At 43.7% G+C, this 21,456-nt stretch carries 20 protein-coding genes, 3 tRNA genes and 1 pseudogene; 11 read left to right on the top strand and 13 right to left on the bottom strand.

Features of this window, described 5'->3' with window-relative positions:
* Nucleotides 1-47: 47 nt before the first annotated feature.
* Both BM090_RS13940 and BM090_RS13935 read left to right on the top strand, forming a co-directional pair.
* Complete coding sequence (locus BM090_RS13940; protein ID WP_091514466.1) at nucleotides 48-236, top strand: DUF6728 family protein; 189 nt, start codon at nucleotides 48-50, stop codon at nucleotides 234-236.
* Nucleotides 236-589, top strand: a complete 354-nt coding sequence (locus BM090_RS13935; RefSeq protein WP_091514461.1) for an MmcQ/YjbR family DNA-binding protein — start codon at nucleotides 236-238, stop codon at nucleotides 587-589. The genes BM090_RS13940 and BM090_RS13935 overlap by 1 nt, the downstream gene beginning before the upstream one ends.
* A 132-nt stretch (nucleotides 590-721) precedes the next feature.
* Here the strand turns inward: BM090_RS13935 and BM090_RS18445 are convergent, their stop codons facing one another.
* Entirely contained in the window at nucleotides 722-880 is a 159-nt protein-coding gene (locus BM090_RS18445) for a hypothetical protein (RefSeq protein WP_221405404.1), read from the bottom strand.
* On the opposite strand from BM090_RS18445, the gene BM090_RS13930 reads away from it, so the two are divergent.
* The gene (locus BM090_RS13930; protein WP_091514458.1) at nucleotides 879-1,946 is read left to right on the top strand and encodes a branched-chain amino acid aminotransferase; all 1,068 of its coding nucleotides are present in this window, start codon (nucleotides 879-881) and stop codon (nucleotides 1,944-1,946) included. The two genes, BM090_RS18445 and BM090_RS13930, sit on opposite strands and share 2 nt — an antisense overlap.
* Before the next feature lie 77 nt (nucleotides 1,947-2,023).
* On the opposite strand, the gene BM090_RS13925 is transcribed toward BM090_RS13930, so the two are convergent.
* On the bottom strand, nucleotides 2,024-4,612 hold the full coding sequence (locus BM090_RS13925; RefSeq protein WP_091514454.1) for a glycoside hydrolase family 31 protein: 2,589 nt from the start codon (nucleotides 4,610-4,612) through the stop codon (nucleotides 2,024-2,026).
* Nucleotides 4,613-4,775: 163 nt separating this feature from the next.
* Between BM090_RS13925 and BM090_RS13920 the strand changes: the two genes are divergently transcribed.
* Complete coding sequence (locus BM090_RS13920; RefSeq protein ID WP_091514450.1) at nucleotides 4,776-5,609, top strand: inositol monophosphatase family protein; 834 nt, start codon at nucleotides 4,776-4,778, stop codon at nucleotides 5,607-5,609.
* Here the strand turns inward: BM090_RS13920 and BM090_RS13915 are convergent.
* The 3 genes from BM090_RS13915 to BM090_RS13905 all read right to left on the bottom strand — a co-directional run bounded on the left by BM090_RS13915 (nucleotide 5,602) and on the right by BM090_RS13905 (nucleotide 7,122).
* Nucleotides 5,602-5,817 (bottom strand): hypothetical protein, encoded by a 216-nt coding sequence (locus BM090_RS13915; RefSeq protein WP_091514447.1) that lies wholly within the window; start codon nucleotides 5,815-5,817, stop codon nucleotides 5,602-5,604. The two genes, BM090_RS13920 and BM090_RS13915, sit on opposite strands and share 8 nt — an antisense overlap.
* Before the next feature lie 100 nt (nucleotides 5,818-5,917).
* Nucleotides 5,918-6,592 carry a tRNA (5-methylaminomethyl-2-thiouridine)(34)-methyltransferase MnmC2 gene (mnmD, locus tag BM090_RS13910; protein WP_091514442.1) on the bottom strand — a complete coding sequence of 225 codons (675 nt, stop codon included), beginning with the start codon at nucleotides 6,590-6,592 and terminating at the stop codon, nucleotides 5,918-5,920.
* Nucleotides 6,592-7,122, bottom strand: a complete 531-nt coding sequence (locus BM090_RS13905) for a hypothetical protein (protein WP_143083982.1) — start codon at nucleotides 7,120-7,122, stop codon at nucleotides 6,592-6,594. Before BM090_RS13905 ends, mnmD begins: the two co-directional genes overlap by 1 nt.
* Before the next feature lie 275 nt (nucleotides 7,123-7,397).
* Here BM090_RS13905 and BM090_RS13900 point away from each other — a divergent pair.
* From BM090_RS13900 to BM090_RS13890, 3 genes are all read left to right on the top strand, one after another.
* Nucleotides 7,398-7,473, top strand: a tRNA-Lys gene (locus BM090_RS13900).
* Between the two features lie 45 nt (nucleotides 7,474-7,518).
* Nucleotides 7,519-7,602 (top strand) — tRNA-Leu (locus BM090_RS13895).
* 17 nt (nucleotides 7,603-7,619) lie between these two features.
* Nucleotides 7,620-7,693 (top strand) — tRNA-Arg (locus tag BM090_RS13890).
* Nucleotides 7,694-7,760: 67 nt separating this feature from the next.
* Here the strand turns inward: BM090_RS13890 and BM090_RS13885 are convergent.
* From BM090_RS13885 to bioA, 4 genes are all read right to left on the bottom strand, one after another.
* Complete coding sequence (locus BM090_RS13885) at nucleotides 7,761-8,621, bottom strand: choice-of-anchor V domain-containing protein (protein ID WP_177199940.1); 861 nt, start codon at nucleotides 8,619-8,621, stop codon at nucleotides 7,761-7,763.
* 169 nt (nucleotides 8,622-8,790) lie between these two features.
* Entirely contained in the window at nucleotides 8,791-9,819 is a 1,029-nt protein-coding gene (locus BM090_RS18850; protein WP_091514430.1) for a tetratricopeptide repeat protein, read from the bottom strand.
* 33 nt (nucleotides 9,820-9,852) lie between these two features.
* On the bottom strand, nucleotides 9,853-11,130 hold the full coding sequence (locus BM090_RS13875; RefSeq protein ID WP_091514426.1) for a M28 family metallopeptidase: 1,278 nt from the start codon (nucleotides 11,128-11,130) through the stop codon (nucleotides 9,853-9,855).
* A 3-nt stretch (nucleotides 11,131-11,133) separates the two neighbouring features.
* On the bottom strand, nucleotides 11,134-12,498 hold the full coding sequence (gene bioA, locus BM090_RS13870; RefSeq protein WP_245756734.1) for an adenosylmethionine--8-amino-7-oxononanoate transaminase: 1,365 nt from the start codon (nucleotides 12,496-12,498) through the stop codon (nucleotides 11,134-11,136).
* A 298-nt stretch (nucleotides 12,499-12,796) separates the two neighbouring features.
* On the opposite strand from bioA, the gene BM090_RS13865 reads away from it, so the two are divergent.
* The 3 genes and pseudogenes from BM090_RS13865 to BM090_RS18920 all read left to right on the top strand — a co-directional run bounded on the left by BM090_RS13865 (nucleotide 12,797) and on the right by BM090_RS18920 (nucleotide 15,080).
* The gene (locus BM090_RS13865; RefSeq protein WP_091514422.1) at nucleotides 12,797-13,552 is read left to right on the top strand and encodes an alpha/beta fold hydrolase; all 756 of its coding nucleotides are present in this window, start codon (nucleotides 12,797-12,799) and stop codon (nucleotides 13,550-13,552) included.
* A gap of 12 nt (nucleotides 13,553-13,564) precedes the next feature.
* Nucleotides 13,565-14,230 (top strand): CBS domain-containing protein, encoded by a 666-nt coding sequence (locus tag BM090_RS13860; protein ID WP_091514418.1) that lies wholly within the window; start codon nucleotides 13,565-13,567, stop codon nucleotides 14,228-14,230.
* Between the two features lie 134 nt (nucleotides 14,231-14,364).
* Nucleotides 14,365-15,080, top strand: a pseudogene (locus BM090_RS18920) (Eco47II family restriction endonuclease).
* Here BM090_RS18920 and BM090_RS13850 read toward each other — a convergent pair.
* The 3 genes from BM090_RS13850 to BM090_RS13840 all read right to left on the bottom strand — a co-directional run bounded on the left by BM090_RS13850 (nucleotide 15,047) and on the right by BM090_RS13840 (nucleotide 17,315).
* On the bottom strand, nucleotides 15,047-15,427 hold the full coding sequence (locus BM090_RS13850; protein ID WP_394333477.1) for a DNA cytosine methyltransferase: 381 nt from the start codon (nucleotides 15,425-15,427) through the stop codon (nucleotides 15,047-15,049). The pseudogene BM090_RS18920 and the gene BM090_RS13850 overlap by 34 nt on opposite strands.
* A 317-nt stretch (nucleotides 15,428-15,744) precedes the next feature.
* The gene (locus BM090_RS13845; protein ID WP_091514415.1) at nucleotides 15,745-16,275 is read right to left on the bottom strand and encodes a YfiR family protein; all 531 of its coding nucleotides are present in this window, start codon (nucleotides 16,273-16,275) and stop codon (nucleotides 15,745-15,747) included.
* A gap of 38 nt (nucleotides 16,276-16,313) precedes the next feature.
* Nucleotides 16,314-17,315, bottom strand: coding sequence for a M28 family peptidase (locus BM090_RS13840; RefSeq protein WP_091514820.1), 1,002 nt, complete (start codon nucleotides 17,313-17,315; stop codon nucleotides 16,314-16,316).
* Between the two features lie 301 nt (nucleotides 17,316-17,616).
* Here BM090_RS13840 and BM090_RS13835 point away from each other — a divergent pair, with 301 nt between their 5' ends.
* Complete coding sequence (locus BM090_RS13835) at nucleotides 17,617-17,976, top strand: hypothetical protein (protein WP_091514412.1); 360 nt, start codon at nucleotides 17,617-17,619, stop codon at nucleotides 17,974-17,976.
* 70 nt (nucleotides 17,977-18,046) lie between these two features.
* Here the strand turns inward: BM090_RS13835 and mfd are convergent, their stop codons facing one another.
* The gene (mfd, locus tag BM090_RS13830; RefSeq protein ID WP_091514408.1) at nucleotides 18,047-21,421 is read right to left on the bottom strand and encodes a transcription-repair coupling factor; all 3,375 of its coding nucleotides are present in this window, start codon (nucleotides 21,419-21,421) and stop codon (nucleotides 18,047-18,049) included.
* Nucleotides 21,422-21,456 lie beyond the last annotated feature (35 nt).

The raw sequence follows: 21,456 nt of genomic DNA, 5'->3' as shown, positions 1-21,456 counted from the left end.
AAATCGTTTGCATAACAACAACTCAAAATCTCTAACAATTAGGAGCCATGAAAGAGAGAAAACCCATAAAACATTATTTCGCTTTGGGTGAAATGTTTGGTTATTTTTTCCGTAAACCAGACCCTAACCGCCAAACCAATTTCAATTTGCGCACGATGCACACCATCAACAAGATTTCGATGCTGATGTTTTTGGTTGGTATTATCTTTTTCATTATCAAAGTGTTGGCACGATAATGAACATCGAAACTTTCCGACAATATTGTTTGTCGTTGCCTGCCGTAACCGAAGATTTGCCTTTCGATGAAAACACGTTGGCTTTTCGGGTGGGCGGCAAAATATTTGCACTAACGGGCTTGGATAGCACGCCGTTTCGGGTCAATCTCAAATGTGACCCCGAATGGGCTATGCAGTTGCGCGAACAACATTCGGCCATTGTGCCGGGTTTTCACATGAACAAAAAACATTGGAACACCGTAACCCCCGACGGAAGACTTTCGGCAGCACTGTTTCAACAACTTATCAAGCATTCTTACGAATTAGTTGCCGCATCTTTACCCAAAAAAACACGTGAAAGTTTAGGATTGTAATTTTCTAAAAACACAACATCTCGTTATTTTTTTGATTCACTTTTCAACAAAAAGAATGTTTTTTGATTTTATTGCTTAAAAAAAGAAGCCTTTATTACAAATACCTACATTTTCGCTGTAATTTCCCTAATATTATACATCTGCTATGGGTGGCAACTCAACTGTTTTTTTGGAGTTGTATAAAATCTCCCTAAATTGGCCGCGATAAGTGGCTTTTTGTGACCACGAATCAACCAATACACCCAAAGTAACCCTAAAATCATATTCATTTATTTTAACGTGAAGCGTCATGACTGATATTCTTCCCATTGAAATTACGCCTATAAGCCAATCTCGTATCAACGAGGTGGATTTCAGCGACTTAAAATTCGGAAAAACCTTTTCCGACCACATGTTTATCGCCGATTACAGCGACGGACAGTGGCACAATTTGCAAATATTGCCTTACCAGCCTTTGAGTTTTGGCCCTGCCATGTCGGCATTGCATTACGGCCAAGCGATCTTCGAGGGCATGAAAGCGTATCGCAATACCGAAAATGAAATAGTCGTCTTTAGGCCAGAAGCCAATTGGGAGCGTTTGAATCATTCGGCAGAACGCCTTTGTATGCCTTCTATTCCGAAAGATATTTTCATGAGTGGGCTACAACAACTTTTGCAGCTCGATGCCAAGTGGGTTCCTAACAAAGATGGAAGTTCGTTGTACATACGTCCGTTTATGTTCGCCACCGACGAATATGTAGGCATTCGCCCTTCTGACAACTATAAATTTATTATTTTCACAAGCCCTGTAGATGCGTATTACAGCCAGCCTTTGCGCGTGCGTGTAGAAACACACTACACACGTGCTTCTGAAGGCGGTACGGGTTTTGCCAAAACAGCAGGTAACTACGCAGTTGCATTGTATCCGTCTAAAATTGCGCAGGCCGAAGGCTACCAACAACTCCTCTGGACTGATGCTAAAGAGCATAAATATTTTGAGGAATCGGGCACAATGAATCTGATGTTTATAATTGATAACAAATTAGTTACGCCAAGTTTGGAGCACGCTACTATTCTTTCGGGTATTACGCGCAATAGCGTTATTACGTTGGCTAAAGAATGGGGAATACCTGTGGAAGAACGCCGCGTATCGGTAGCGGAAGTAATCGAAGCCGCGAAAAATGGCACGCTTAACGAAGCCTTTGGCGTGGGAACGGCTGCCGTAATTGCTCCTATTATCGTTATCAATCACGAAGGAACAGACTACCAATTGCCTGCCATGGAAACGCGTGTTTTGTCAAAACGTTTGGGTAAAGCACTCGACGACATCAAGCACAGCCGCGTAGCCGACACGCATAATTGGGTTTATAAAATCTAATTAAGATTAAAAAACAACAAAAAATGCTTCTAACTCATTGAATTAGAAGCATTTTTTGTTAATTTGAAATTGTTTTTTTAGAACGAACATTTAAACGCTTGCGCCGTGCTTACGGCTGTGGCGGCTGTTTTTACCACAATCGTTTTGCCATCGGCAGCCCAACCTTCGGCGGCTGCCTCCAACGCCTGTACAGAAGCCAATTTGTTCAAGGCCTTGCCGTTCAAAGTTACTGTTTTAGGCGCGGAACTTACGACTTTCAGAATCGTATTGCGCTTTTCGTCGGGTGAATACGCTCCTTTAGCCGCCGCTACGGTCACCTCTAAACTTGAAGCTGTTTTTTGTTGCGAAATTTTCACTTCACGCACTTTATTGTTCTGATAATCAATCGTTTTGCCATCGTCTTCGTACAGCGTAAAATCTGTTGCTTTTTCCGAAGGGAACACTTTCAAAACCAATTCGTTATGCGTTTTGCCTGTTTTGGTACGGCCAAAAACGTTAAGTGTATTTTCATCAACTACGGCCATCGGGATAATCGCACCTTCACGCGCATACAGCGGCAAACGCAACACGCCATCGCGGTAAAGCGGCACGTCTGCATAAGTTTGGCCTTTGCTGTCGAGGCGTTCGCCTGTGTACCAATCGTACCACGCGCCAGCAGGCAAATATACGTCACGGTCTTTGGCAAAATATTCCGTGCTCATCACGCCCAACAAATCGCGGCCTAAGAGTTTATGGTCGCCCAAATTCAATACATTTTTATCGGTTTGGTAATACAGCACCAAAGGCGGAACAACAGGCTCTGCGGTGCGGTGCGCCTTATGCGCCAACGAATACGTGTAAGGTACAAGTTCATAACGCATACGTGTATTGGCCAAATTGCTGGCCATATCGCCCACGCGGTCTGGAGCAGTTTCTCTTGGCTCTTTGCTGTCCACGTTCGAAACATGCGGACGACCTGGAATATCAAATAACATTCCGTACGCATACCAACGCGTATAAAGGTCTTTCAGGATAGCCGCCGCTTTGGGATTGACAAGCGGGCTTCCCAACGACATATTTTTGTAGGTTTCCATCGACTCATTGCCTTCCAAATTGCGATGAAAGCCGCCCAAATCTGCGCCGTAATAATCTATACCCGAAAATGACATATTGGCTTGGTTGGCGGCGTGCGCGGCCAAACTCGTAAGGCGCGAAGAAATATCACCCGACCACATGGCCGCTCCAAATCGCTGAATACCAGCTGATCCAGATCGCGACATAATGAACGGACGTTGTGGGGTCTTGGCTTGCGTGTAGCCTTTGTAAATACTTTCTATCCAATAAAAATTCCAAAGATTGCTTACTTCTTTGTGCGAACCTCTGTGATATTGGGCATTGGCGCGATAGTTTTCGGGTTCGCCCAAATCCGTCCAGTGGCCAAGCACGCCGTCATTGATAAAGGCCAAACGTTTGTTTTGGTGAATGTATTCGCCTGCTTTCGGATTGGTATAATCAATCATGCCGCCTGCGCCCCACCATTCTTTTTTGAAAATATAAGAATCCGTTTTGGCACTGTCTTTTACCAAAATGCCTTCTTTGGCGTATTGCTCATATTCAGGCAACAAACGACCCACATACACTTCTTCGATGTTCATTACGCCCACGCCGTCGGCTTTTTCCAGTGAATCAAGTTTTTGTTTTGGATTCGGGAAATGTACTGGATCCCAAGCCAAACGTCCCATTTTGGTACTGTCTTTCCACATCACAATCCCGCCAAACCACTGCAAATCAAGCACAAAGCCATCCAACGGGAATTTGTTTTCGCGCATGGTGGCCAGTTTGCTTTCCAGTTCTTTCCAGTCGTCGTAGCCGTACTCAGATACCCACAACCCAAACATTTTTTTGGGCGGCACTAAAGCATTGCCCGTCAGTTCCATGTAATCTTTGCGCAAGTCGAGCAAATCCGCGCCACTCATAAAATAAAAGCAAACTTCACCGCCGTACATTTGTACGTTCCATTCTTCTTTGGGCGTAAAATCCCATGTTTGCTTAAATTTATTATCCAAAAACAAAGCGTAATTCTCGTAAGTCGCGCCGTTTTGGGCATACAACACAGGGATTTGCGTATTACCGTTTGCGCCCCAATTGAAGCCCATCATTTCATTGCCAAACTTCCCGCTTTCGCGCTTGCGGCCATTATAATTGAACTCCACAGAGCCTTCTTTGGAAAATTGTTGTCCCAAACCAAACGCCCTAAAATCGTCGGTTGGTTTGTGCGCCACTAATCCGCGCAAAGTGTCGCTGCTCAAATTTAGTGGCGAGAAGGTGGTTAGCTCAACGTTGTTTTTGGTTTTATCCAAAACCTTCATTGCTAAGGTTTTAGGATTAATTTCGATTTTTAAATCTTTGGTTTCAAAACCGTTTTCTGTTTTGGTGAAAGCGGTTGCGCCTTTGTAATCGCGTTTGAAAATCACGTCGGAAGGAGCGAGTTTGGCCGATTGCTTATCGGCTTGCGCTGATTTGTACTGGACGTGCAAAAGGTCGTCGTCTAAGACTTCCACAAACAAAGAATCTGTGCCAGAGGCAAAAGTAAGGTGCTCTACTTTGCTGCTTTCGTGGCCGCAAGAAGCCAGTACGAAGGCGAATGCAGCCGCAGAAAGCCAGTTGAAATTTGGTGTTTTCGGCATTGTTTCGGGGTTTTTGATTGGTTAAATTGTTGAAAAAAAATATTAGTGTATAGTGGTTTGGGAAAGTAAACAAAAATCTCTCGTAAAAGCAAAACCCGCTGGTCATCTGATTTTTGGCTAACTTGCTGCCCTCGCTCAATTTATTATTTCTTTATAAATCAGTATGGAACAACATATTTCTTCGCTTCCGCTCGAAACAATTTGCCACAATCTCACGGAAGTTTGCAAAGAGGCAGGCGCATTTATTCGCCGCGAAGCCAAAAGTTTCGACCGCTCACGCGTGGAGCATAAAGGTTTGCACGATTTAGTGTCGTATGTGGACAAAGAAACCGAAAAGCTGTTGGTTACGCGCCTGAAAAGCCTTTGGCCTGAAGTGGGTTTTATTGCCGAAGAAGGCACAGAAGTTGTGTTTGATAGCCAAAATCCGCCTACAAAGGGCTTGTATTGGATAATTGACCCGCTGGACGGGACGACTAATTTTATTCATTCGCAACCCGTGTACGCGGTGAGTGTGGCTCTATGGCAAGACGGCCAACTGGTAGTAGGTTGTGTATATGAAGTGAATGCCGACGAATGTTTTTATGGGTGGGCTGGCGGCGGTGCTTATTGCAATGGCACGCCGATACGTGTTTCAGGCAATAATCTGGATAACAGTTTATTAGCTACAGGATTTCCGTATTATGATTTCGGGCGTTTGGACGATTATTTGGCCATCATGCGCGAGTTTATGATACGCACACGTGGTTTGCGCCGTTTGGGTTCGGCAGCTACGGATTTGGCGTATGTGGCTTGTGGCCGTAATGAAGGTTTTTTTGAATTTAACCTAAAACCTTGGGACATTGCCGCTGGCGTGCTGCTTGTGCGCGAGGCGGGTGGTACGGTAACGGGTTTTGAAGGTGAAGCAGATTTTTTGTTTAAAGGAGATGTCGTTTCGGGCGGCGCAGCGCAACCCGAAATGCTAGACATCATCAAGAAAATTTGGGTAAAAACTACTTAGATTCGGGCGGAACGCCGTCTATATCTTCGCGGCCTTTGAATTTTTTATCTTTTACGTTTTTGTTCAAAAAACGATTGATTTTTTCTATATCAAACGACGACTGCAACTCCCCGAATGAGTTAATTGTAATATTAAATCCCTCTAAATCAGGATGAACGCGGGGAGTTGCTTCTTGTTCTTTATCGGTTTTTTTCTTTTTAGCAGGCATAATGTTAGGTGTTTTGTTAATCAAATTAAGTAAAAATATAAAGTGATAGTTTATTGCTTACAAAGCTATGACAATTTGCGCGTTTATTAAAAGTCCATTGCTATAATGCTTTGGCAAAAGCCCGTATCATTTCATTTTTACCCAAAGCTCCTTTTAACTTAAAAACCTCAAAACCAGCGGCTTGCATATTGCGGCGGGCTTGGCCTTGCGAGGCGTAAGTAACCAAACAGGCATTAGGTTTCAGTAAGGTACGCAAATGTGTAAAAACCTCAATTGTCCACAAATCAGGTTGTTTTTTAGGGCCAAAGGCACTGAAATAAACCAAATCAAAGTTTTGGCAAGCCGCAAAATCCAGCAACCCGACATAGTATTTATGTACGTCGTAGTTGGGCAATAGTTTTTTATTGTTCCAATGCTTGTGAATGATTGGCAAAATCGGCACTAATTCGGGAGCCTCGTCGAGCAACGGAAAATGCAAACCCGCCGCCACGTCCGCCGACAAAGGAAACGGTTCTAAGGTATGATATTCGATTTGTACGCTTGGATTGGCTGCCGCCTCGCGCAGTGTTAGCAATACGTTTAGCCCCGTTCCTGTCCCGATTTCCAGTATTTTGATATGCTTTTGACCTGCTTCTAACAATGGCCTGAGTCCAGCCTGAATATATACGTGCTCGGATTCGCCCTGTGCCCCGCGTTGCGAGTGATAATGTTCGTTTAGTTCGGGGTTGTAGAGCGTCGTAGAGCCGTCGGCCGTAGTTACAATTTCCAAATTCATTATTGCAGCACCTCCACGTTATTTTTGTTCACGTACGCGACTTTGTCGTTCCATTTCACCTCGTACCACATATCAGTTTCGGCTTCGATGGGCAAACGGTGGCCGTCGCCGATGATTTCCTGTACTGATGCCGCCGCCGAAGGCGCAGCCATCAAATAGGTGTGTTGGTTCATTACGATTGCGTAGCGGTAAATTTTGGCGTAATTGATTCCATAATACACAATGCACAGCAGCACAATGAACACCATTGGTTTGTAGGTAAGTGGCTCGTTGCGGAGTTTGTTTTTGATAATGGTCGAAAACGGAAGCACGCAAAACAGCAAAATCGCCGCCAATACATAATCGAAATATTTGCGATAAAGCATGAAAATAAACTCAAATTCTCCGAACTGATAACCGCTATATTCATTACGCTTGGCCAGTTCCGTGATTTTGCGTTCTACAAATGGCGAAGGATTATACTCATAGTATAAGTTGAGCAGGTAAAGAGCCTTCGGAATTTCGTTATTTTTTTCTTTAACGAAAGCCATTTTTAATAACATTTGGTTTGTGTAAAGATGCTTTTGGGACAACAACGAGTCGTAAATCGTGTAGGCTTTTCCGTATTGCTGCTTTGCGAACAAAGAATCTGCAAAATTTATTTTTTGGTAAAAGTCCTGACTATAAGCATTTTGACCGAGAAAAAAAATGATAAATAAAAAAAAAGTAAATTTTTTTTGTGCTAACTTTTGCATAATTAAATATTAACCGTACCTTTGCATCGCAATTAAGGGAAACAAACTCTGAAACGCAAATATAATAAAAAGATTCAGTAGCTCAGCTGGTAGAGCATTACACTTTTAATGTAAGGGTCCTGGGTTCGAATCCCAGCTGAATCACCAAGAAAGAGGCTTCTGTACTTTTGCGCAGAAGCCTTTTTACCTAAAGCCCAGGTGGTGAAATTGGTAGACACGCCATCTTGAGGGGGTGGTGACTGTATGGTCATAGGAGTTCGAGTCTCCTTCTGGGCACTACTTCAAAAATCTTCGGTTCCATAGCTCAGTTGGATAGAGCAACTGCCTTCTAAGCAGTAGGTCTTTGGTTCGAATCCAAATGGAATCACTCCTTAGTCTTAACAAAAAAGCACCAGCATTTTGCAAGGTGCTTTTTTGTTTTTAAAACGTACTTTTTACTGTATCACTACTTTTTGTACTACGGATTTGTCGTCTATAGACAAGTGTAACAAATAAGTACCTGCCGCCACGGTCGCAGGAATTTCAAAATTCATTTTTTGAGCACCTGCATTTTGTTTTTCGTCCAAAAGCATAGCCACTGCCGCACCTTGTAGCGAAACTAACTTGGCTTTTACGTGAGCCGATTCTTGTAGCTCATAATTTACACTCAACTGGCTTTGGGCGGGCGTTGGGTAAATAGCAAGTTTCAAACTTTCTTTATCTAAGGTTTTGATGCTGGTGGCTGGTGCTGCCGTTAATGCCAAGCTGGTGGTATAAACATAATCCCCATTGTCGCTACCGTTGTTGTTACCTGCTACTGTGGCCACATAAAACGTAGCGGCACCACTGGCGGGGGCTGTCCATTTGAATGAAAAAGCTTTAGAATTACTCACCAAACCACCATTGAGTTTGTGAATGATATTGGAACGTGTTCCCGAAGTTTTGAGCTGTGTTTCAGTGCTATTGCTGACAGCCAATGTACCCGCATTGGTATTAGATGCATTCAATACCTCTACACCCAAACCAAAAACAGAGCTACCCGTACGGGCTACGGTTACGGTCATAGTATAACTGGTGCCTGCTACATATTGGTTGTTGGTCATGGCTGGTTCGCTGGTAAGCGTTACGGATCCACCAGTTGCATTGAGTGCAAAACTCCCATGGCAGCTTCTGCAATTACTCTCATTTGGTGCACCTGTGTAACCCGCTCGCCCATTATTGGAAAGAATCCCCGCCGAAGCCAATGCCACAGCCGAACCCAATACGGCCACTATTTTTGCATTTTTTTTTAATTGCAGTTTCTTGAAAATAATCATGTGTTGATTTAATAATATGTTGTTTAATTGAAGGTATTTAGACTTTTCTTGTAAATAATCATGCACCATTTAGAATAACTCTTTGTAAAAATAGAAAAATAATCGCACCATTTATCATATAAAATGAAAAGCCTTTATTTTGGAAGAAGCCACCAACTTATCAAGAATATTAATAAATTTTCTTCGGAATCCGACTTTCAGGAAAACCCAAGGCGGCGGCTTGCTGCCATGCCGCACGTGCTTGTGCCGTATCGCCTAAAGCTTTTTTCACAAAACCCTGATAATAAAACACTTCTGCTTGCGTATTGTTGGCTTCTCTGGCTTTTTCTAAATAAAAATTGGCTGAGTCGTAGCGTTGCATTTGCAACAAAGCATAGCCTTTGGCAAAAAGTGCATCGTAATACAGTGGCTTCATTTTGAGCAATTTATCCAAATTGGGCAAGGCCAAATCGGGACGATTTTGTACAAAAACCTGCAAGTCGGCCAACTCATATAAAGCCGTATCGTTTTGGGGAGCTACGCGCAAAACCGTTTGTAAATCGCTGGTAGCCTGTTCGTATTGGCGTAATTTCACATAACACAGCGCACGACCTCTGTAATAATTCGGTTGCGTGCGGTCGGCGTGCTGAATGGCCGCATCAAAATACGGCATTGCTTCCGATGGTTGCCTTTTGGCCAAAAGTTGTTGGGCTTTCGCAAAATTGGCGGGTGCAAACGTGGCATCATATCCGAGCGCGGCGACAATATCACCCGCTTTGTAGGCTTTTTCGGCCTGATAGCGGCCATACAACTGCACGCACCAATACCCCAACATCACCAAACTCACCACCACCAGCAGCGCAATGGCTACTTTTTGCAATCCCCAGCCTGTTTCGGCTTTTTCCTCGTCGGGCGTGGCGGGTCTATAACGGTTGTGCGCGGCTTGCCCGTATTCGTGCGCCGTGCCATACGGACGCGGCGGCGGCTTCACGGCATCGGTTACGGCCCTGTAAAACAGTTTCATGTCGTAGCGATTACGCGCCGCAGGGTCAGAAAGCGTTTGGTAAGCCTCTACAATTTGTTTGAAATATTCTTCGTGAAATTTGCTGCCCTGATGACGGTCGGGGTGATACTGCATGGCCATACGCTTATACGCCGACTTTATTTCGTCGGGTGTGGCACGCATATCTACTCCCAATATCTGATAATAATTATCCATTGCCTTTTTATTATTTCACTAACAATCAATTAATTATGGCACAGTATCCAAAAATTCCGTAAGCAACCCAAACACTTCGCGGTAGGCCGTAAGGGGCAGTTGCGTGGCAGTGTCGTGTACGTCGTGGTAAGCCGCTGTGCCGCCCATCGTATAGACAAAAAACGCAGGTACGCCTTTTTCCGAAAACCAATAATGGTCAGAATTGGCCGCACGGCCACGCGCTTTTATTTGTTTGAGCAAATGTCGTTGGTCATTAATCTGCTGCAATCGCTCAAACGCACGCGTAAACACGCTGCCATTCACTACCGTAATTCCCTCGTCGCCAGTGCCTAACAAATCCAGATTCAGGACAAATTTAAGGCGCGAAAGCGGTACAAGCGGATTTTCTACAAAAAATTTTGAACCCAACAAACCCGCTTCTTCGGCAGCAAACGCCACAAAAACAATGCTGTACTTCGGCGGATTTTGGGCATAATGCGCAGCCATTTCCAACAAAAACGTGGTACCGCTTGCGTTGTCGTTTGCGCCTGCAAAAAGTGCCGTTTTACCCATCGTTCCCAAGTGGTCGTAATGCGCCGACACCAACAAAAAACTGTCGGGCTGCGCCGTGCCTCGCACATAACCCACTACGTTTTGTGTCTGATAATGAGGGATTTGTTCAGCAAAAACCTCCAAACGAAGCGTGCGGGCTGTGCTGTCGAAAAGCGCACGTTTGAATTTGAAATGTGGCGGTCGGTTGGCTTCTTTGGCGATGCTGGCCGTTAGTTTTCCGTCCGTAACCTCCAACCACGCGCCTGCTTGCTTGAATTTTTGTAAAACATCGGGCTTTTGTTTGAGCAACAATTTGGCCGTAGCCGAGCCAAACCAAAACGCTGTTTTTGTCCAATCTTTTTGTAAAAAATCGGTTTGCGCCGCGCCTTCTTTGAGCCAAAGCGTATCTAGACGGCAAAGTTTTAGTTTAGAAAAATAGCTGCTGCCGCTGGCCTCGTGCATAATAAAATCCTCGCCAATTCGGAATTTGCGGCGACCAATTTGCAATTTGATGGGCTGCGGAAAAGTATTTACACTTAACTCAAATCGCTGAAAATAAGACGATTGTTGTGGCAAAGGCTTAAGTCCCAAAACAGAAAATTGCTTGGCCAACCACTGCGCCGCAACGCTGTCGGCGTGTTGCACGTAGCCGCGCCCACCGAAAGCCGCCGAACACAATGTATCCAAATTTTGGCGCACGCGCTGCATGTTTTGCGCCGTGGCGGGTTCGTCCCAACACAGCCAACACAACACCGTAAACCAACCGACATATTTTTTCATCGCTTATAATTTTATTTGCTCAATGGCCTGATATACTTTTTCCAAATCTTCGTCAGAAATAATATAAGGTGGCAGAATATAGACAATATTGCCCAAAGGCCGCAGCAAAATATCTTGGTCTAAGAAATATTGATACAAATAATGTCTGGCCTCGTTCACATACGACGTTTGGGTTTGGGTTTCAAACTCAACGGCCAACACCACACCCAACGCACGCACTTGTCGCACAAAAGATTTAGTGCTAATTCTCTCAGCAAAAGCACGATGTTTGGCCGCAATTCGCGCCCTATTTGCCACCGATTCGGGAGCAAGCAACAAATCCAAACTGGCATTGGCGGCGGCGCAAGCCAACGGATTAGCCGTAAACGAATGCCCGTGAAAGAAGGTTTTGAGCAAATCGTAACTGCGGTACGCTTCCATTATTTTTTCGGTGCAGGTGGTAATGCCAAGCGGCAACGCGCCACCCGTCAAGCCTTTGGAAAGACACATCATGTCGGGAGCAACGTCCAGATATTCGCAGGCAAAAAGTTTGCCCGTGCGCCCAAAACCTGTCATAATTTCGTCGGCGATACACAAAACGTCATGTTTTTTGGCAATGGCCAAAAGCTCGTTGAGCAAATCGCGCGAAAACATTTTCATGCCTGCCGTGCCTTGCAAAAGCGGCTCAAAAATGAAAGCGGCCACTTCCTGCGTTTGGACTAATTCGGTAAAAGCCTGCAAGCACGCTTGCGTGTCGGTGGCATCCGCTGCGCTAAAAACGTCGGGCGTATAAGGCACTGGCAAGAAATGCACATCGAACAAAAACGGCGCAAAAGGCGCGTTGAAAGGGCTGCGTTCGCCCACCGACATCGCCCCGAAAGTGTCGCCGTGATACGCGCCTTCTAAGGCTACAACCTTGCGGCGGCGCGTGTTTTCGCCTTCTTGGTTGTACCAATATTGCATGGCCATTTTGAGCGAAACTTCAATGGAAGTACTGCCATTATCCGAATAAAAAATCTTTTTTTGGTTGGTTGGTAACACCTCCAAAAGCCTTGTAGCCAACGAAATAGCAGGCTCGTGTGTGAAGCCCGCAAAAATAACATGTTCGAGTTGGGTGGCTTGGCGCGCCACTGCTTGCGCAATGTGCGGGTGGCTGTGGCCGTGCAGATTGACCCACCAAGAACCAATCGCATCTATAATCTGACGACCGTCCGAAGTGTAAAGATATGCGCCTTGTGCGTGCGTAACCAAAAGCGGCTGCGCACTTCCCACCAAAGGCGTAAAAGGATGCCACACGGCTTGCGCGTCTTGTGCCAAGAGTGCGGCGGCATTGGATTTTTCCATAAACAAATAATTTTCCAAAAAATAGGCGGCCAAATATACGGGCATTCTTGGTTTGGTCGAGCGGAAAGTATTGTACGTCGAGCAAAATACGCTATCTAACAAGTATTTTGCGATAGGTGCTACACTTGTAGCACGATTTTTGTCAGAAATATGTTTGAAGATATGATAGTAAAACTGCAGAATAATGCTTATTTTACATTTTAATAGCGCATTGATTTAGAGAATTATAAATTAACTTTTTAGCCAAAATCCTTACAACTATTATTTAAAAAGATTTTTTGGTAGAAATATAGATTTAACTTTACACGCGTAAAAATTGAAAAAAACAGATTAAACAAAGATTATGACGCTAACAGTAAAAACTGACGGAGATTTTGTTTTCATAGACGAAGGAAAAGGAGAGACACTATTGCTATTGCATGGGCTGTTTGGAGCGTTGAGCAACTGGCAAGATGTAGTACATCATTTTTCCAAAAATTATAGAGTTGTAATCCCCATGATGCCTATTTATGATATGCCGCTCACGTCGGCAGGGATAGAAGGGCTTTGCGAATTTATAGAAGGCTTTGTGGCTTTCAAACAACTAAAAGATGTAACGCTTTTGGGCAACTCGTTGGGCGGACATATTGGCTTAGCTTATACGCTTCGCAATCAGACCAACGTGAAGCGTTTGGTGTTGACGGGAAGTTCGGGGCTTTTTGAAGACTCGATGGGCGGCTCTTATCCGAAACGCGGCTCTTACGAGTACATCAAAGAAAGAGTTGCTTATACGTTTTATGACCCTGCCACTGCCACCGAAGAGCTGGTAACAGAGGTTTTTGAAATAACGAAAAGTATTCCGAAATGTATGCGCATTGTGGCCATTGCCAAATCTGCCCAACGCAATAACATGGCCGATTTGATTTCGGATATTAAAGTACCAACCTTGCTCGTTTGGGGACTCAACGACACGATTACGCCAACAATGGTAGCACATGAGTTTAACCGCTTGATTCCAAATTCGGAACTGCACTTTATAGACAAATGCTGCCACGTGCCAATGATGGAACACCCCAAAGAATTTAATGAAATATTGGACAATTTCTTGTCCGCCACTTAATTCGATAAAACTATGACTGCTGAAACACTTATAAACCCTAACATACCAGCACTACAAACAACCGATACAGTCGCAAGAGCTTTGCATCAGATGGAAGAAATCGGCATCATGTATCTACCAGTCATTGACAATGACACGTTTGTGGGAATTGTGTCGGAAGACGGCCTTTTCAATGTACCCAATCCAAATATCAAACTCTCGGCGTTGGAATTAGAAGGACAAAGGGCGTTTGTGTTTCAGCAGCAACATTATTATGATTTGTTGCGTACTTCGGCACAATACAAGTCGCGCGTGGTTGCCGTCGTGGACAAAGAAGAACATTATTTGGGCTGTGCCACTACGATGGACTTGGTAGCGCATCTTTCGGCAGGCTACAGTATGCAGCAAAATGGCGGCGTGTTGGTGCTTTCGCTGTACGAAAGAGATTATTCGCTGGCCGAAATTAGCCGATTGGTAGAATCCAATAACGCTAAAGTGCTGAATGCCACTGTGGACACGGACGAAGACGACATGGCCAAGATTCGGGTAACACTCAAAATAAATCAGCCTGATTTGTCGCGTGTGATTGCTACGCTGGAGCGGTTTGGTTACATCATTGCCGAGCAGTACCACCAAAGCCAAATGCCTGACCTTGACAGCGAACGGCTTGATTTATTATTCCGATTCCTCAATATTTAATCCATAAAATAAAACACCCCTCAAAATCGACTTCTGAGGGGTGTTTTTTATTTTGATTGGGGAAGTAAGAAAAGATTAATTTCAAATAAAACAATAACTTAGCCGAAAAATTAGACCTAAAATACCAAAGAGTTATGGCCAATAAATACGTGAACTTTGTTTCGGATGAGCATTTTTTGAATTGTGTTGCCAACCTTCATAAATCATATCTTAAGGCCAAAAACAATCTTTCTAAGAAAAGTTTTTATGCCAATAAAATTGATACCATTAAGCTGACTTTTGATGCTCATTTTAACAATATGAGTGAAGAACTGCTGATTGAGTCTGAGATTTTAAGGCAAATAGACAAATCCATCAACAATTCCATAGGCACGTTTCACGAACAAATTTTAGGCGGAATCAAGGGTTTTGAGGTTGGTCAGTTGAGTGGTTTTGATATTAAAGCAAAAGTAGTGAAGCAGAAGCTCTATTTCAAAAACTTTCGCGCTACGCCAATGACTACAAAAAAGCAAAGTGTTATTGGGTTCAGATTTTAGCAAAAAGTAGTTTTTGTGAGCTGTGGCACGGAGAAATCAACGGCAAAGAATACAGTCATAGCCGTGTTTATAAAATATCTGGAGACCAATTTTACGCGTTGCTTTCAGGCCAAGAAGATGCCTTTTTCCCGCTTTACAAAGCATTGCCATTGGCAATAAGCGACTACTTGAAATCTATTGACAGTCAAAATGTTATAAAAGAAAATTCGGCTTTAGATGAAATTTCATCTGAAACCGAATCGACCAAACGTAGTATTTTAGACCAAATAACATTCGAAAATTATGAATACGATTTAGATTTTGATAAACTATAATATTGATTTAAAAATCTAACAATCGAGTATCCTACTTCGCGACCCAAATTAACGGGAACAGCATTTCCTATTTGTTTGTATTGTTGCGCTAAAGAGCCTTCAAAAATCCAATCGTCGGGAAAAGTTTGGATTCGGGCATATTCTCGAACCGTAAACGGACGCGTTTCGTCTGGACGACAACGCTCCGTTTGTTTCTGCGCTGGGCTACACGTTAAAGCAAGACAAGGTTCGTCCCAACCAATTCTTCTGGCCATACCTGTTTTGCCGCCACCCAAATAAAAACTACCGCCCATAAACGATTTTTGGATTTCTATGGGCAAATCGCGCCAATAACCTTTGGAGGACACTCTTACGGCTGTTAGTTTACCCTCTCTATCCCAACGGCGGAGGGTTTTTATTTTTTCCCAATAATTCGGCGGCTTCAGCTAATGTTAAAAATTTAGTCATAACCACATTACAAAACCTTATACATGGTTACAAATATACTATTTTTTAGTCAAACAATTTTCTTTTATGATAAAATAAAAAACCGCCTCAGAAGTCAGTTCCTTTTGAGGCGGTTTGCATTTTATTGGTGAAAATGAATTTTTTCTGAAAGAAATTATTCAAAATAAAACAAGCTTTTTTAGTGAAGATATACAAAAGTATTTTTGCCAATAATCATTTATTTTACTACAACAGCCAAATCTATTAGCTGCGTAGAAACTTTAAAACCATGCTTGTCGGTTACATGCTTATTCAGCTCAAACCTTGTTTTGTTTCCATTTTCCAAAAACAAATTGATAGCTGCGCCTTTTTCGGCCAAGCCTTGCTTTTCCGTAACCAACAAAATAGGGTGTTCGCCTACCGCAGCCAACACATCTTTAAATTTAGCAGTCTCTTCATGGGTCAGCAGCACCAAGTTACAACGCCCTATTTCTTTCAGGTTTGTAATTTGGTGTACCACAATAGGTTTTACGCGGTTGGCTTTTTTTACTTTCGCCATTTCCGTCAGGGCTTTAGTGGCTTTCTGACTACCGACCACCCCAATCACAAAATCTGGTTGGCTGTGTACAGGCTCAGGCCATTGGATATAATTGGTAAAATTGTAAATAAACAACGAAGCCAAACGATAATCCAATTCTTGTTGTGCCATACACGGCTGTTGCCCTATCCAAAAGCTAATCAACCAAAAGAGCAGTAGTTTGTATTTCATAATAAAATAGTGTTATAGAGAGAAACCTAATTTTATTTTTATTGCTGATACAGCACCTGCGTAAGTGTCTGCCCTACGGACTTAAGTGTCTGTTTATCTATATTATTGATATTATCATTGTGTGTATGCCAAGTGTTGCTAAAATACGCGCCATCTGTTTCGTCATATTCGATAATATCTATCATATTAATTTTGGCAATGCGGTTCACTGCAATATGGTCATCTGTAATGGCTTCCACTACCGAGTTATTAAATTGCGTATAGCCTAATTGCTGCCCTACTTCCCAAACCTGATTGACAACCGACGGCGCAAATTCCATCGAAGCACCTTCTTTGGCAAATTTCGCATTTTTGTTGCCGACCATATCCAGTAGCACCCCGAAATACGCAGCATAACCTTGTTTGTGTGGATTATTTGCCCAATAACGCGAACCAATGCACCACCATTGTCCCGCCTCTTCGTTAGGCTTTGGCTGATAGCCCTCTGTTTCGCCATAATCCTCGGCATCAAATAACACAATATCTATGCCAACATTTGGTTTTTGCTGCGCGGCCTGAATCGTTCTGGCCAATTCAAGCAACACTCCTACCCCACTGCCGCCGTCGTTAGCTCCGTCGATGGGTTTATCTTGGTCTTTCGCGTCTTGGTCTGCAAAAGGGCGCGTATCCCAGTGCGCGGCCAGCAAAATGCGTTTGGTAGCTTGCGGATTAATCACCCCAATAATGTTGCGGCAAGCGTGCGATTTCCCGTCAAAAGTTTGTGCCGTAAAAGGCTGCTCTATTACTTCTGCACCATATTGTTTTAGTTTGACTGTCAGGTAGTTACCACATTTTTTGTGCGCGGTTGTGCTTGGTACGCGAGGCCCAAAATCTACTTGGTTTTTCACCTGAACAAAAGCCGAATCTGCATTAAAATCAGGTGCTTTATTCAGTGCTGGTTTGGCCACAGGCGTTTCTGTAGTACTACTTGATTTTGGTTTTTGTTCGCAAGAAAAACACAGCCCAACAGCCGCAAGTATCAGAGGAAATGAACGACGCATATTAGATATTTTAATCAAAAACAAATTAAATTTATAAAAAAGAAACCAATACACTCCTATATACGAATTGGGAAGCATTTGGGTTAGCAAAGATTAAAAAATTTCTGTTAATAGTTAAAGCCTTTATACAACTCAACTGTTTTACAGGCCGCTTATGTAGCTTTTTGTTCAATCAACCGCATTCATTTGTAAGATTTTCAGCGAGACAATAAGTTTGCATCAACAAAATAGCTGTTATCTCAAATATTTGATATACAATGTTTTAATAATAAATCATCATCACATTATAATCATCAACAAAATGAAATTCTCTGCTTTAATTTTTGCTGCCAGTCTGGTTATAGCAAGTCCAGCCATCGTAAAGGCTGAAGGAAATGCCGTAGTACGTACAGAAAATGCTGTAAACAACAACACTTCTTTTACTGTGGGAATGTACCCATCTGTAAAAAATGAGTTGGTCGTTATGATGAAAAAAGCCGACAACAATGCTGTAAAATTCCGCATCGAAGATGGCAACGGTAATGCTGTCGTATCCGAAAATATTAGCAATTTGGGTTCGGTTATTAAACATTATCCTCTCGAAAAATTAGAAAAAGGCACTTACAAAGTAGTGTTAAGTCGCCGCGATGAGGTTTTTTCCCGCGAATTAGTAATTCAGTAATTATTTCATATAAAACCAAAGAAGCCTACCGCGTGTGTGGTAGGCTTCTTTGTTGTTGAAAATCATCATTTTATACACTTGTCGGCTGTGGCTCGCCTGCCGCTTCGCGCAAAATACGAATAGCTTGCTGCACGCCGCGCACTTGCTCGAAAGTGGTTACTACTTTTTTGCCCGACTCTTTCAGGCGGCACGTGCGGGCATTCATTTGTATGTAGGTAATGAGTTTGCCAAACGCATCGGATTGGAAATAATCGGCGCGGGTTTCGTCGTTCAGAATGTGGCCGCGCATGGTTGTTTCCTTAATCACCAATTTTTCAAACCCAATTTTTTCGGCCAACCAGCGCAAACGCACCGTTTGGATAAGGTCTTTCACCGTCGGCGGCAATGGCCCGAAACGGTCAGTAAGCATGGTTTCAAATTCCGCCAAAGCCTGTTCGTCTTTAATGTCGTCGAGTTTGGAATAAAGACTCAAACGCTCCGAAATGCTGTTCACGTATTGTTCGGGAATCAAAATTTCCAAGTCGGTTTCTATCACGCAATCTCGCACCAACGGCTTGAGCGAAATTTCAGTTTTGAAAAGGTCTGCAAATTCGGTTTCCTTAAGTTCTTGTACGGCTTCGTCCAAGATTTTGTGATAGGCATCAAATCCCAAATCTGTAATAAAGCCGCTTTGCTCGCTGCCCAACAAATCGCCTGCGCCCCGAATATCCAAATCGCGCATGGCCACTTTAAAGCCATCGCCCAACTCCGAAAATTCTTCTAAAGTCTGCAAACGCTTCCGCGCATCGGTGCTTAGCAACGACATGGCAGGCGTGAGCAAATAACAATACGCTTTCTTGTTGCTTCGCCCCACACGTCCGCGCATTTGGTGCAAATCCGACATACCGTACATGTGCGCACGGTTGATAATGATGGTGTTGGCATTGGGAATATCCAAACCCGATTCGATGATATTGGTCGAAACCAAAATATCGTATTCGCCTTCAATAAATTTGAGCATCACATTTTCGAGGCGCGAACCGTCCATTTGCCCGTGTGCTACGCCAATGCGTGCATCAGGCACGAGTTTTAACAAATTATTGGCCACTTCCTCAATGTCGCCCACGCGATTATGCACAAAAAATACTTGGCCGCCGCGTTTTAGCTCATAATGCAGCGCATCGCGAATAAAAAGCTCATCAAAAACGTGTACTTCGGTGGTTACGGGTTGGCGATTGGGTGGCGGCGTGGCAATAATCGACAAGTCGCGTGCACCCAACAACGAAAAATTCAAGGTTCGCGGAATCGGCGTAGCCGTCAGCGTTAGGCTGTCCACGTTTACGCGCATCTCCTTGAGCTTGTCCTTTACTTTCACGCCAAATTTTTGTTCTTCATCAATAATCATCAAACCCAAATCCTTGAATTTGACATCGGCACTCACTAAGCGATGTGTACCAATCAGAATATCAACTTTTCCTTCTGTTACTTTTTTAAGGGTTTCCTTAATTTCTTTATCTGATTTGAAGCGGTTTACATATTCCACCGTTACGGGAAATTTGTGCAAACGCTCTTTGAAAGTCTTGTAATGCTGCATGGCCAAAATCGTAGTAGGCACAAGTACCGCCACTTGCTTACCGTCGGCGGCGGCCTTAAACGCGGCTCTTACGGCTACTTCCGTTTTCCCAAAACCCACATCACCACAAACGAGCCTGTCCATTGGGTGCGGTTGCTCCATGTCGGCTTTTACGTCGGCGGTGGCTTTGGCTTGGTCGGGCGTATCTTCGTACAAAAACGAGGATTCCAGCTCTATTTGCATAAAACCATCTTTAGTATAAGCCATGCCAGGGGCGGCCTTGCGTTTGGCGTATAGCTGAATCAGGTCTTTGGCAATGTCTTTTACTTTTTTCTTAACCTTCGATTTTTTGGCTTCCCATTCTCCCGTTCCCAGCTTGCTGATTTGCGGTGGCGTGCCTTCTCTACCGCTATATTTCGAGATTTTGTGTAGCGAGTGGATACTCACAAACAAATAATCGTCGTCGCGATACAGCAACCGCACGGCTTCTTGTGCGCGGCCTCCGATGTCTATTCTTTCCAGCCCCACAAAACGCCCAACGCCGTAATCTATGTGCGTAACGTAGTCGCCAGCCTGCAAACTTTTGAGTTCTTTCAGAGTCAGGGCTTTGGATTTGGAAAATTTGTCTTTGCCTTTTACGCGGTGGTAGCGGTCAAAAATCTGGTGGTCGGTGTAGCAAACCAACCGCGAATTTTCGTCTTCAAAACCTTGCCGCAGCGACAAATACAAGGGCTGAAACTTGAGGTCTTTGTCCAATTCCTCAAAAATAGTTTGGAGGCGTTCGAGCTGCTTGGGCGTGTCCGAACAAATAACATTGACAAAATCTTTACTTTGATGCTGCGCTAAAGTATTGGCCAACAACTTAAAATCTTTGTTAAAAGATGGTTGTGGTTTCATGGAAAAAGTCAATTTCTCGGCATTCTTAAAATGAAACCTCGAACCAAATTCTACGACAGTTTTGACCTTGAGTGCGTCTTTAAAATCCTTTCCCGAATCAAATAAATCGCTGGGTTGCATGGCTACTTTGTCGCTGCCACTGCTGGCCACGATTTGCTCAAAAGCTGCCGTCGCACGTTCAAAATATTTATCAATTACGTCTATCGTATGCACTACGTCTTTGAACCAAAGCACAGTATTTTGGGGCAAAAAGCCCAAAAACGATTCGCGCGTTTCCTGCAAAAGTCGCGTTTGGACGTTTGGCACAATGCTCAAATGTTGGCGCGGCTCTACGGAAAGTTGTGTTTCAGGATTAAACGTCCGAATGCTTTCTATTTCGTCGCCGAAAAGCTCAATACGGTACGGCAATTCTCCCGAATACGAAAAAATATCCACGATACCGCCGCGAATAGCGTATTGGCCAGCCTCGTAAGCAAAATCACTTCGCTCGAAATCGTAATCCGCCAACACTTCCGCTAAAAAATTCAGGTCGAGTGTGTCGCCTACGCGTATGGTAAAAGTGTTATCCAATAAAGAACGTTTATTTATCACTTTTTCGGACAAAGCCTCTGGGTAAGTAACCATCAGAAAGCCTTTATCGTCGGGCGTGTTTAGGCGGCTTAGCGTCTCGGAGCGTTCCACGATATTGGCATTTTCCACGTCCAAAAACTGATACGGCTTTTTGTAGGAATACGGGAAATATAAAATATTGCGATGGTGCTCCAAAAGCTGTTGGAGGTCTTGCACAAAAAAGGCGGCCTCGTCTTTATCGGGCAGTACGAACAAATGATTACTTTTTTCGTCGGACATATACAGCGCAGCTGCATAAATAGCGTCGGCACTGCCTATAAGCCCTTTCAACTGAATGCGAGACGAATCCTGCGCACGCAAACGAGTAGCAAGCGTTTGCAACAGGGCTTCATTCTGATATAATTTGATAAAATCTCTAACCTTCACGACAACTGGCGTTTTTGATTTGATGAGCCAAAAAT

Origin of the sequence: Flexibacter flexilis DSM 6793 (assembly GCF_900112255.1) — a bacterium.
Classification (GTDB): domain Bacteria; phylum Bacteroidota; class Bacteroidia; order Cytophagales; family Flexibacteraceae; genus Flexibacter; species Flexibacter flexilis.
Note: the sequence above shows the minus strand (reverse complement) of the source record. Positions and strands in the feature narration are given on the sequence as shown.

What these genes read in the sequence shown, in the direction of transcription:
- BM090_RS13835 (WP_091514412.1), top strand. Translation starts at nt 17,617, where the DNA reads ATGAAATTCTCTGCTTTAATTTTTGCTGCCAGTCTGGTTATAGCAAGT.
- BM090_RS13940 (WP_091514466.1), top strand. Translation starts at nt 48, where the DNA reads ATGAAAGAGAGAAAACCCATAAAACATTATTTCGCTTTGGGTGAAATG.
- BM090_RS13925 (WP_091514454.1), bottom strand. Translation starts at nt 4,612, where the DNA reads ATGCCGAAAACACCAAATTTCAACTGGCTTTCTGCGGCTGCATTCGCC.
- BM090_RS18445 (WP_221405404.1), bottom strand. Translation starts at nt 880, where the DNA reads ATGACGCTTCACGTTAAAATAAATGAATATGATTTTAGGGTTACTTTG.
- BM090_RS13840 (WP_091514820.1), bottom strand. Translation starts at nt 17,315, where the DNA reads ATGCGTCGTTCATTTCCTCTGATACTTGCGGCTGTTGGGCTGTGTTTT.
- BM090_RS13875 (WP_091514426.1), bottom strand. Translation starts at nt 11,130, where the DNA reads ATGAAAAAATATGTCGGTTGGTTTACGGTGTTGTGTTGGCTGTGTTGG.
- BM090_RS13860 (WP_091514418.1), top strand. Translation starts at nt 13,565, where the DNA reads ATGACTGCTGAAACACTTATAAACCCTAACATACCAGCACTACAAACA.
- BM090_RS13930 (WP_091514458.1), top strand. Translation starts at nt 879, where the DNA reads ATGACTGATATTCTTCCCATTGAAATTACGCCTATAAGCCAATCTCGT.
- BM090_RS13920 (WP_091514450.1), top strand. Translation starts at nt 4,776, where the DNA reads ATGGAACAACATATTTCTTCGCTTCCGCTCGAAACAATTTGCCACAAT.
- BM090_RS13905 (WP_143083982.1), bottom strand. Translation starts at nt 7,122, where the DNA reads ATGGCTTTCGTTAAAGAAAAAAATAACGAAATTCCGAAGGCTCTTTAC.
- BM090_RS13935 (WP_091514461.1), top strand. Translation starts at nt 236, where the DNA reads ATGAACATCGAAACTTTCCGACAATATTGTTTGTCGTTGCCTGCCGTA.
- BM090_RS13885 (WP_177199940.1), bottom strand. Translation starts at nt 8,621, where the DNA reads ATGATTATTTTCAAGAAACTGCAATTAAAAAAAAATGCAAAAATAGTG.
- BM090_RS18850 (WP_091514430.1), bottom strand. Translation starts at nt 9,819, where the DNA reads ATGGATAATTATTATCAGATATTGGGAGTAGATATGCGTGCCACACCC.
- BM090_RS13845 (WP_091514415.1), bottom strand. Translation starts at nt 16,275, where the DNA reads ATGAAATACAAACTACTGCTCTTTTGGTTGATTAGCTTTTGGATAGGG.
- BM090_RS13865 (WP_091514422.1), top strand. Translation starts at nt 12,797, where the DNA reads ATGACGCTAACAGTAAAAACTGACGGAGATTTTGTTTTCATAGACGAA.
- BM090_RS13915 (WP_091514447.1), bottom strand. Translation starts at nt 5,817, where the DNA reads ATGCCTGCTAAAAAGAAAAAAACCGATAAAGAACAAGAAGCAACTCCC.
- bioA (WP_245756734.1), bottom strand. Translation starts at nt 12,498, where the DNA reads ATGCCCGTATATTTGGCCGCCTATTTTTTGGAAAATTATTTGTTTATG.
- mnmD (WP_091514442.1), bottom strand. Translation starts at nt 6,592, where the DNA reads ATGAATTTGGAAATTGTAACTACGGCCGACGGCTCTACGACGCTCTAC.